This is a genomic window from Streptomyces liliifuscus, assembly GCF_016598615.1.
Classification (GTDB): domain Bacteria; phylum Actinomycetota; class Actinomycetes; order Streptomycetales; family Streptomycetaceae; genus Streptomyces; species Streptomyces liliifuscus.
Map to the genome: position 1 here is coordinate 9,441,896 of NZ_CP066831.1, position 9,456 is coordinate 9,451,351.

The window sequence follows — 9,456 nt, forward strand, 5'->3', positions numbered from 1 at the left end:
AGCAGAGACACCCCTCCGAGAGAAGAGTTCCGTGAGTAACGAGGCAGTGGACTGGGCCATGGATCTTGCACCCATGCCGCGCACCGAGAAAGGCAAGCCGGACACCACAGCCCGGCACGTCCTTCAGGTGCTGGCCGAGCATGCGAGTCCTGCCGGCACCAACGCCCACCCGTCCGTACTCCGGATCCAGTACCGCAGCGGCTACGACCGCGTCACCGTCCAGCGCGCCCTGCGCCGGCTGGAGAAGTCCGGACTGATCGCGAAGGACGGAACGACGGAGGGGCGCACTCGCTACAAGCTCTCGATGCACCTTCGTCGTCCGGCCACGGATTGGAGCGACCTCGAAAGGGAGGAGGACGAGTTCCGGGCGGCGGCTGCGGAGCGCAAGCGCCGGTCTCGTTCGAAGGGTGTCACGCACGCAGAGTCCGTGACGGTCACGGACGCAGAAGGTGTGACGGTCACGCACGCAGAGTCCGTGACCGACGAATGTCACGCACTTAAAGTCCGTTCGTCACGCACGGAACGCAGCCCTAACCACCAACAACCGTCAGACAAACAACTACTAGAAGACTCTTCTCTCGTAGTTGCTGCGGATGAGCCCGCAAAGCCCGTTGCTGCGGTCCAGACCAAGAGCGGCGACGAGGAGACCGAGCACCACCTCCGGGCATTCGGCGCGTTCATGTCGAACTACCCGAAGAAGCGCGACCGCGAGGAAGCCAAGAAGGCGTGGATCGCGGCCATCGAGCGCGGCGTGGATCCCAAGCACATGGTCGACGCGGCTCAGGCCTACGCCCGTGAGCGCTTCGGCCAGGACCCGAAGTTCACGAAGCTCCCGGCGAACTGGCTCAACAAGGGCTGCTACGACGACGAGCCCGACCCCCAGCCGAGTGGCCGCCCCTCGCTGCGCGCTGTCGGCGACTCCGGCCCGCGCCGCAACCCCGAAGACCCTTCCGACTACCACCAGGACTGGTGATCACCATGCAGTGGATTCCGCCGTTCGACTTGAAGCGCTACCACCTTGAGCCGTTGCTCGCCGCCCGCGGCATCGACCCCGGCTGGCTCGCCGACAACAGCCTCGACACCTACAGCCCGCCCAACATCGCCCGCTACTCGATCACCAAGGCCGCCGACGTCATCCCGTTCCGCTACCAGGCCGCCATCGTCGACCAGCCCGACGTCCTCGCCTGGTGCAAGGAACTCGCCGACCGGGCCTTCGCCACACAGAAGGCCAACCGGTCCGCCATCGCCACCATCAGCCGCGGCCGTTCCCTGCTGCTGCTCGGCCTCACCGGCACCGGCAAGACCCACCAGGCCTACGCCTCGATCCGCGAGCTCGCCATCACCGGCGCCGCCGCCACGTGGGCGGTCACCACCGCCGCCGACCTGTACGCCGCTCTCCGGCCCCGCCACGGCATCGACTCGGAAGCCGAGTTCCGCCGCTACCGGGACGCCTCGATCCTCCTCGTCGACGACCTCGGGGCGGAGCGGAAGCCCACCGAGTTCACCGAGGAGATCAACTTCCGGCTCATCAACTGGCGGTACGAACACCAGCTGCCCACCCTGATCACCTCCAACCTGCTGCCGAAGGAAATCAGCGCCCGCCTTGGCGACCGCGTCACCAGCCGGCTCATCGAAATGTGCCAGCGCATCGTCATCGAGGGCCCGGACCGCCGCCGGGGTGAGGCCGCGTGACCACCGAGCCCCACATCGACAGCCCCGACTGGGACGTCTGGAGGGAAGCCCGCCCCGACGCGAACGACGTCCTCGGCCCCCGCATGCCCTGCGACATCGAAGCCGAGCGCGCCATCGCCGCGTCCGTCATGGAACGCCCCGAAGTCGTCGACGAACTCGCCGCCGAAGGCTTCGATCCCGCCGACATCACCACCGAACAGTTTCGGTGGGTGTGGTTCGCCGTTGAAGAACTCCGCACGCGCTTCAAGGACGGCGAGATCCGCTGGGTGCCCGTCGCCCGCCAGCTTGAGACCTGGCATGCCGACGGCCGCATGCCGGCCCGGCCCCTCAGCGAGATTCAGCTCGCTGATCTCTACAGCTGGTCGCAACCTGGCGCCGCCGCCTGGTACGCCGAACGCGTCGCCAAGAAGGCCATCGCCGCCCGCATCGTCGCCCTCGGCCACGACGCCACCGGCCGCGGCAACAGCGCCGCCTTCGACCCCGACACCGACGTCGCAGCCCTCCAAGACGCCCTCGACGGCGTCGCCAAGCCCGACACCGCCCGCCAGGCCAAGCACGTCCGCGAACTCATCGGCGCCGCACTCGACCGCTGCATCACCCCGCCCACCAACGAACAGCGCATCCCCACCGGCTTCATCGACCTCGACGCGCTGCTCTGCGGCGGCTGGGCGCCCGGCCAGATGGTCGTCATCGGAGCCCGGCCCGCCATGGGCAAGTCCACCATCGCCTCAGGATTCGCGCGGGCCGCGGCCGTCAAGAACGGCATCCCGACCTTGTTCCACACGCTTGAGATGAGCGAAGACGAGATCACCAACGGGCTGCTGTGTGCTCAAGCCCGGGTCGCCCTGCACCACCTCAAGCAGGGCGCCGTCGACGACGCCGGTGTCATCCGAGCCGCAGAAGCCGGACCGAAGATCGCCGCCGCGCCGCTCTACATCGACGACGTCTCGCACCTCACCCTGCCCGGACTGCGCGCCAAGGTCCGCCATCACGTCCGCGCCGACGGACTCCGCCTCGTCATCGTCGATTACCTGCAGTTGATGACCGCCCCGAAGGCGGAGAACCGGCAGAACGAAGTCTCCAAGTTGAGCCGCGGCATCAAGCTCCTGGCCCGCGAGTTCGGCATCACCGTGATCATCCTCGCTCAGCTCAACCGCGGGCCGGAACAGCGGCAGGACAAGCGGCCCATGAAGTCCGACCTGCGCGAGTCCGGATCCATCGAGCAGGACGCCGACATCGTGATCCTGCTCCACCGCGAGGACGCCTATGAGCGGGAAAGCCCCCGAGCCGGCGAAGCCGACCTGATCGTCGACAAGCACCGCGGCGGCCAGATCGGCAACGTCACCGTCGCCGCGCAACTCCACTACGCATCTTTCGTCGACATGGCGGCTACGTGATGACCGACCTCAGCCCGGAAGACATTGCCGCCATGCGGAAGCAAGGCGACCTCGGCGACTACCTCCGCTCGGTCATCGCCAGCACCCCGCCCCCGGCCAAGCCGAAGCCCGCCCCGCTCGTCGCGGCCCCGGATCCCGGCTACCGGATCGCGCACGCCGGCGGCTGGCCCATCGGCACCGCCGCGACCGGTCCGACTCCGACGCACGGCCGGTGCACCTGCCAGCTGTGCGCGCAAGCCGCCGTCGTCCAGCTGCCCCAGCCGCACCAGCACCAGGAAGGCGAGGCCGCCTGATGTCCCGCGCCTGGCTGCGTCATCCGCCGCGGACGATCGTCCGGCCCCGTACCTGCCCGTCGGGTCGCCCCCGGTTCGCCTCGGAGTGGCTGGCGGTGGCGGCGCGGGCGGTGCCACCGGTGCCGGGTTTGGAGGCGGCCGAGTGCGACCGGTGCGGGGGCTGGCATTTGGTGGCCGCCCGTTGACCGCCGCCCGGGTCAGGGACCGGACTCCCACCGGCCCGCGCGCCTGCCTCTGGCCTACGCCTCCGGCATCCGCCTCTGGCAGTTACCGGCCAGTTAACTCCCTGAGTCCCTCGACCCCCCTCTCTCGCGTCGCCCTGATGTCTGGAGTCGCAGTGCTACTTCGCCTTTCGTTGCCGAGCCGGGTGCTTGGCGCGCCACTCGTCGACCGCAGCCTCGGGCCACAGCGAGGCGCGGCCGACCTTGACCGGCTTTGGGAAGTCGGGAGCCCGATTGGCCAGGTTGTAGACGCTCTGCCGGTTGACGCCGAGGCGTTCTGCTGCCTGGTCCGTCGTGAGGTAGCCGGGGATCTCCATGGCTTCACAGTAGCCCGTTCGAGTAGCTCGACTACTGGTAGCCTTAGAGTAGTTCAGCTACTCCAGGGGGGATGTGTGGACGACCACCTCGCATGGCAGGTGCGGGTCTACGGGCGTGGGGCGGGAGGCGGCGTGCGGCGCCGGGCTCCGCAGGTCGCGACTCGCGAGCGGATCCGCGCTGCCCAGCTCGGGCGCTGCCTCTACTGCGAACTCCCCATCGGTACTCGCGTGAAGCGCAGCGGCAAGGCAGAGGCGCTCACTGCCCAGTGGGACCACTTCGTGCCGTACTCGTATCTGGCGCAGAACCCCGAAGCGAACTGGGTCCTCGCCTGTCAGATCTGCAACCGAATCAAGAACGACCGGATCTTCAGGACCGTCGAAGAGGCCCGCGAGGTCATCCTCAAGGCGCGGATCAGCAAGGGCTACGAGCCCATCGCCGAGACCGTGGCCAAGCTGAAGCCCCGCAAAGCGAGGCGGCCTAAAGCCGTCGCTAAGTCCAGCCGCAAGCCGAAGGTGAGGCCCGCCGTTCGCCGCGTTCCGGCGCCCCGCACGCCCGTGGCCCGGATGGTGCCGAAGGGGGCGGTGTCCCACGGATGCGGGGCTTGGTGGACCGGCTATCGACGCGCCCACTGCCCGGGGTGCTGCCAGACGTTCGCCACGGAGCGGGTCGCTCAACTTCACCGCGTCGGCGACGGCGGCGAGCGGCACTGCCTGCCGCCAGAAGTGGCCGGACTCGTACCCGTCGCACACCCCTGGGGGACGTGCTGGGAGAAGCCGAAGCGCTCAGTGCCCGCCTAAGGCGTTCGGCCTCGGGCTCTCGCCGCTCACCCTCGCTCCACCCCGAACGCCCGCCTACGCCCCCGCCACGCGGCGATTTGAGGACCAAATGCCTGACACCGAAGGCCAGTGGACGCCCAGCCGCCCCGAGAAGCCCCACCGGCGGACCGGACGCGGCGCCCTAACTCCCGAGCAACTCGCTCTCGCCGACGACCTCCACACCCGTGCGCTCGCCCTCCGGGCCGCATCGGAAGACGGCCTGTCGATCCGCGAAGCCGTCGAGTTGGCGGCCGTCCAGCTCGGACTCGAACCGCCCCGCACCGCCGCCGCCTGACCGCCAAACGACCACTACCGCACGCGAGGAGAAGCGTCATGACCCAGCCCGCCGTCCGCCAGTGGACCGACATCGACCCCAAGGACGCCCTCAACATCGACCTCACAAAAGACCTCACGATCACCGCCCCGCTCAACGAGAACGGCGAACGCTGCCCCTGGCCGTGGGAGCCGCAGCAGCTCGTCGGCGCCCCACTCGGCCAGTACCGGTGCCCGTACTGCATGGCGATGTGCGTCGCCGGGATCCCGCACCTGGACTACATGCCGGAGGAGCGGACCCTCACCCGCGACAACACGATCGAGATCGCCGAGTGGTGCGGCGGACGCCGGGCCGGAGGCGCCAACGAACTCGTTGCGATCGACCAGTTCGGCGACACCGAGTACGCCTGGCCCGGCGACACGATCCACCGCGACGGCTTCGGCGTGTTCACCATCCGCCCGCAGCCCGCCGTCTCCTGAGCCCAACCCCACCACACCCCCAATACCACTGAACAACCAGTCAGTAAGGAAGCGATCATGAGCACCCGAACCTTCACCCGCCAGCAGCTCGAAGCCATCGGCATCCCCGACAGGTGGACCGCCACCGAAGGCAACGCCGCCGAGCAACTGCACGAGGAGCAGATCGACACCCGCCGATGGGTGTCCGTCCACCGACTCGTATTCCGCGCCCCCGACGACGGCATCGCCTACGCCGTGTTCGAGGAGCGCGGGCTGACGGAAAGCCAGGACGGCACGGACCCCTGGGGCTACGCCGACGAGATCAAGGCCGTCGAGGTCGAGGAGCGGCCCGTCGTCGCCCAGCAGTGGCTTCCCGTCAACACGCCCCGCGACAAGGGTCTCGGCGCGCTGCTGCCCGCCTGGGAGGCCGTGTACGAGCCGGGCAACGTGTCCGACTACCTCATCGGCTACATGAACCACCAGGACGCCGCGACAGGCGCAGCCGAGGCGTGGATGCGCTCGCAGTCCGAGGTGACCGGCCGCCTGGAGTGGACCGAGATGCAGCTTCGGGACGGCGACGAGTACGACCGCTGGTTCGACCTCGTCCAGCGCCACGACGACGGCATCGACACCGGGACCGGCATCACCGTCCGACACCGCACCCAGACCGCCTGACCCCGCCGCAGCTCACTCGGATACCCGACCGGACACGAAGGAACCACACATGACCGACCACACCCAGCCCACCGTCACCATCACCGCCGCCCACCTCGAGACAGCCCTCCGCCAGTGGATGGCCCGCATCGACTACGACACCCACAAGAACCTCGAATGCGGCGAAGACACCGGCCAGGACACCTACCCGCAGGAAGCCGCCGACGTGTTCAAGCAGCTGAAGCGGATCACCAACGGGACACCGTCGTGATGGCCGGCCAGCCGCCAGCCACGTACCTAGGAGCACCAGTCCCTGCCGACATTGCCGACAGGTGGCAGAAGTGGGAGGCCGCGCGCTGGCGCCAGGGCGTGTGGCGGGCCGCGAACCGGCCCTACCCGCCGGACGAACGCTTCAACATCCGGCCGCCCGCCGAACTCTGTCCGGAGCACCGCCGCCTGTGGATCGCCTACCGCAATATGCGCTTCGACGAGGAGACCGGCAACCGGTGGCCCGGCTACGACGGCAGCCCGTTCCAGTACCAAGGCACCGACATGGACGCACTGCGCAACGAGCGGCGCGTCGAGTGGGACGAGAAGGCATCCGAGCAGATGCAACTGATCGAGCGGATCTGCCTGTCCGGCCGGTCCCCGCAGTGCACACCCAGTGCCGTCCAGCCCGTACAGCTGGCCCTCGACCTCGACACCGCCGCCTGACCACTCGAGCCGCCCCGGTCGCGCAATCGGTAGACGCATCCGCCTTAAAAGCGGATCAAGTGCCGGTTCGAATCCGGCTCGGGGCACGCCCACCACCACGGAGAGTCATGACCATGCTGGACGCCCGCACCAGGCGCTACACCACGCTCACCGACCGGCAGCGCGAAGTCCTCGCGCTCGCCGCCAACGGCAAAACCAATGCCGTCATCAGCCGCCGCACGGGCCTGTCTCCCGTCACGGTCGCCCGACATTTGTCGATCGTCTACAGGGCTCTCGGCGCCCGCGACCGTGCCAACGCCGTCGCTCTGGCGCTGCTTCTGGGCGAGCTGACCCGTGAGGACATTGACCAGCCCGCACGCCGGCCAACTCGCACGTCCGCCGCCTGACCGTCCCGTCCCGCACCCCACCCGCAGGCCGGCCGCCGCTGTTCGACCCAGCGGCGGCCGTGCCCCCAGTCAACCAGGAGCCCCCATGACGAACGACCCGACCACCGACCCGCTTCGTATCCCGATCACCCGATCCGTCACCTACGCCGCCCGCGGCCTGCCCGATCTGCCGTTCCTGCACGGGCCCGGCGTCATCAAGCCCTACGAGATCACGTTGACGTACCGGGCCGCACCGGACAGCCAGTTGGGACGTGTCCACGCCTACGTGAAAGGCCGCCTGTGGGCGGACGGACGCGAGGTGTTCCTGGCCGACGGGTACGGGCAGCACTACGACGACGGGCTGGACGGCTGGCCGGAGTGGCTGGCGGCCGAGGCGCGGCTGCACGACCCGGACGCCGCCTCCGTGCCGTCTGCGCCCACCCAGACCGCTGACGCCGACCGCCGCGCCCGGTACGCGCAGGCGATCCGCGACACCGACGGCTGGGTTCTCGATGACGGGCAGCACATGCTCGATGCGGTGCTGGCCGTCGCGGACGCCGAGCAGGCCACCATCCGGGCCGCCGCGCTACGGGAGGCCGCCGATCACCTTGCTCGTCAGATGGCTCTCGCGTCCCCGGCCACGCGAGACGTCATCGCAGCGGACGTTGCCGAGTTGCGCCGTCTGGCTGCCGTGCCTGCCGCCGTCGAGGAGCAGCCGCAGTGCGACGTCGAGTTCGAGGGCGGCGGACACTGCGCCAAGCCCGCCGGGCACCGTCCGCCCGGAAGCCAGGACCCGCACATCCCCGCCGTCGAGGAGCAGCCCGGCGCCCAGCCGCACAGTGCGGCCACCGTCGCCTCCGACATGTGCCCCCGCTGCAAGGGCGGCAACAGCGAGAGCTGGGCACTGTGCGACACCTGCGCACCCGACCGCCTCCGCTGCCCGCGCTGCCGCGAAGACCTCACCGACTACGACGAGGACGACTTCGTGTACCTCACCGGCGACGTCCGCCCGTACTGCTCCGGCGAATGCGTCGTCGCTACGCACCGGGCCGCGCTCAAGACGCAGCCCGCCGCTGTGGCCCAGCCCGGCAAGGAGAACTAACCCATGGCCACCGAACTCGCCGCGAACGCCGACAACTGGATGACCGAACCCCACGAGAAGTGCCCCGACTGTGGCAGCCAGGGCAACCGACGCGTCTCCGTCGACCTCGACTGCCCGCGCTTCATGCAGGGCGGACGGCTGATGGCCTGCCTCGGCTGCGGCAACGCCGTCCGCTTCGACTGCCGGGCGCCCGACGAAGACGGCGACCTCCTCGACGACGGATGCGGCTGGTGGTTCCAGTACCCGCTGCACCCGCAGGCGTCGATCCGGGCGTCGATGGGCCAAGCCCCTGAGTGGGACTTCGCGAGGTACTACCTGTGATCGTCGTCGAGTTCGTTGAGGCCGTGGAGGTCATGCTCGACGCGGCCATCAAATGGATCATGCTCTTCGCCGCGATAGGCACCGGACTCGGACTGCTCGCGGGGTGGGTGGTGACGCGGGTCGTGAAGTGGGCGTGGCGGGGCCTCAGGCGGGCCTGTGGCGCCTCGGACACCCCGAAGGCCGCCCAGGGCGTTCCGGAAGCTCCCAAGTCCTCAGAAGCCCGCACAGCCGATCCCGGATACGAGGAAGCCGCATGACCACCCCACGCCGTCACCTCCGCGACGCAGCCACCATCTGCCCGGCCGTCAGCGCCCTGTCGAACGGCCTCGTGATCAACCGGTGCGAACGCGACCGAGGACACGAGGGCCAGCACAAGGACGGCTGCACCCACTGGGGAGCGCCCGCGAAGGAGGCGCAGCGATGACCAGTCCAGCCCAGGAATTGCGCACCGCAGCCCAGACACTTCTCGACCACGCCGACGCCACAGCCGAGGACATCGAGACCAACACCTACTGGCACTCGCAGATCGCCGACCGCGAGCACTGGTACGCCCACGGCATCGACAACGCCCTCGGAGGCCCCGCCGGAAAACTCGCCGGGCTGCTCTCGCCCGCGACAGCCCGCGAACTGGCTGGCGCCTTCCGCACCTGGGCCCGCATGGGCGACCTGGACCCCGACCTCCTCCACCGCATCGGAGGACCCGAGACCCTCGCCACCGCCCGCGCCATCAACGCCGGGAGCCAGCCGTGACGCGTCTCCTGCCCGCCTCACTCCAACCCTGGCGCGGCCCCTGCTGCTGGGCCAGACACAACGCACTCGACCCGATCTGCCC

17 protein-coding genes and 1 tRNA gene are annotated in these 9,456 nt (G+C 69.4%); 17 read left to right on the forward strand and 1 reads right to left on the reverse strand.

The features are described 5' to 3' along the window. The first annotated feature begins 31 nt into the window (after positions 1–31). The 4 genes from JEQ17_RS40820 to JEQ17_RS40835 are packed head-to-tail and all read left to right on the forward strand — an operon-like array spanning position 32 to position 3,382. On the forward strand, positions 32–973 hold the full coding sequence (locus JEQ17_RS40820; RefSeq protein WP_200399933.1) for a helix-turn-helix domain-containing protein: 942 nt from the start codon (positions 32–34) through the stop codon (positions 971–973). Positions 974–978: 5 nt separating this feature from the next. Continuing rightward, complete coding sequence (locus JEQ17_RS40825; RefSeq protein WP_200401984.1) at positions 979–1,692, forward strand: ATP-binding protein; 714 nt, start codon at positions 979–981, stop codon at positions 1,690–1,692. Beyond that, positions 1,689–3,089 (forward strand): replicative DNA helicase, encoded by a 1,401-nt coding sequence (locus JEQ17_RS40830; RefSeq protein ID WP_234048560.1) that lies wholly within the window; start codon positions 1,689–1,691, stop codon positions 3,087–3,089. Before JEQ17_RS40825 ends, JEQ17_RS40830 begins: the two co-directional genes overlap by 4 nt. 32 nt (positions 3,090–3,121) lie before the next feature. Beyond that, positions 3,122–3,382 (forward strand): hypothetical protein, encoded by a 261-nt coding sequence (locus tag JEQ17_RS40835; RefSeq protein ID WP_200399934.1) that lies wholly within the window; start codon positions 3,122–3,124, stop codon positions 3,380–3,382. Between the two features lie 340 nt (positions 3,383–3,722). Here JEQ17_RS40835 and JEQ17_RS40840 read toward each other — a convergent pair whose 3' ends face one another. Next, positions 3,723–3,920, reverse strand: coding sequence for a helix-turn-helix transcriptional regulator (locus tag JEQ17_RS40840; protein WP_200399935.1), 198 nt, complete (start codon positions 3,918–3,920; stop codon positions 3,723–3,725). A gap of 75 nt (positions 3,921–3,995) precedes the next feature. Between JEQ17_RS40840 and JEQ17_RS40845 the strand changes: the two genes are divergently transcribed. From JEQ17_RS40845 to JEQ17_RS40905, 13 genes are all read left to right on the forward strand, one after another. Next, positions 3,996–4,718 (forward strand): HNH endonuclease, encoded by a 723-nt coding sequence (locus JEQ17_RS40845; protein WP_200399936.1) that lies wholly within the window; start codon positions 3,996–3,998, stop codon positions 4,716–4,718. A gap of 88 nt (positions 4,719–4,806) precedes the next feature. Then, positions 4,807–5,031: a hypothetical protein gene (locus tag JEQ17_RS40850; protein ID WP_200399937.1), complete on the forward strand. Its 225-nt coding sequence runs from the start codon at positions 4,807–4,809 to the stop codon at positions 5,029–5,031. Between the two features lie 38 nt (positions 5,032–5,069). Continuing rightward, the gene (locus JEQ17_RS40855; RefSeq protein WP_200399938.1) at positions 5,070–5,489 is read left to right on the forward strand and encodes a hypothetical protein; all 420 of its coding nucleotides are present in this window, start codon (positions 5,070–5,072) and stop codon (positions 5,487–5,489) included. A gap of 57 nt (positions 5,490–5,546) precedes the next feature. Beyond that, complete coding sequence (locus tag JEQ17_RS40860) at positions 5,547–6,143, forward strand: hypothetical protein (RefSeq protein ID WP_200399939.1); 597 nt, start codon at positions 5,547–5,549, stop codon at positions 6,141–6,143. Between the two features lie 49 nt (positions 6,144–6,192). Continuing rightward, positions 6,193–6,393, forward strand: coding sequence for a hypothetical protein (locus tag JEQ17_RS40865; protein ID WP_200399940.1), 201 nt, complete (start codon positions 6,193–6,195; stop codon positions 6,391–6,393). Continuing rightward, the gene (locus tag JEQ17_RS40870) at positions 6,393–6,836 is read left to right on the forward strand and encodes a hypothetical protein (protein WP_200399941.1); all 444 of its coding nucleotides are present in this window, start codon (positions 6,393–6,395) and stop codon (positions 6,834–6,836) included. The genes JEQ17_RS40865 and JEQ17_RS40870 overlap by 1 nt, the downstream gene beginning before the upstream one ends. Before the next feature lie 11 nt (positions 6,837–6,847). Further along, positions 6,848–6,922: transfer RNA gene (locus tag JEQ17_RS40875), tRNA-Leu, on the forward strand. Between the two features lie 21 nt (positions 6,923–6,943). Beyond that, positions 6,944–7,222 carry a helix-turn-helix domain-containing protein gene (locus JEQ17_RS40880; protein ID WP_200399942.1) on the forward strand — a complete coding sequence of 93 codons (279 nt, stop codon included), beginning with the start codon at positions 6,944–6,946 and terminating at the stop codon, positions 7,220–7,222. 85 nt (positions 7,223–7,307) lie between these two features. Then, positions 7,308–8,303 (forward strand): hypothetical protein, encoded by a 996-nt coding sequence (locus tag JEQ17_RS40885; protein WP_200399943.1) that lies wholly within the window; start codon positions 7,308–7,310, stop codon positions 8,301–8,303. 3 nt (positions 8,304–8,306) lie between these two features. Continuing rightward, a complete protein-coding gene (locus tag JEQ17_RS40890) occupies positions 8,307–8,624 on the forward strand; it encodes a hypothetical protein (RefSeq protein WP_200399944.1) in 318 nt (105 codons plus the stop codon). Next, positions 8,621–8,881: a hypothetical protein gene (locus JEQ17_RS40895; RefSeq protein ID WP_200399945.1), complete on the forward strand. Its 261-nt coding sequence runs from the start codon at positions 8,621–8,623 to the stop codon at positions 8,879–8,881. The genes JEQ17_RS40890 and JEQ17_RS40895 overlap by 4 nt, the downstream gene beginning before the upstream one ends. Further along, a complete protein-coding gene (locus JEQ17_RS40900; RefSeq protein ID WP_200399946.1) occupies positions 8,878–9,048 on the forward strand; it encodes a hypothetical protein in 171 nt (56 codons plus the stop codon). Before JEQ17_RS40895 ends, JEQ17_RS40900 begins: the two co-directional genes overlap by 4 nt. Further along, positions 9,045–9,374, forward strand: a complete 330-nt coding sequence (locus JEQ17_RS40905; RefSeq protein WP_200399947.1) for a hypothetical protein — start codon at positions 9,045–9,047, stop codon at positions 9,372–9,374. The genes JEQ17_RS40900 and JEQ17_RS40905 overlap by 4 nt, the downstream gene beginning before the upstream one ends. Positions 9,375–9,456: the final 82 nt, after the last annotated feature.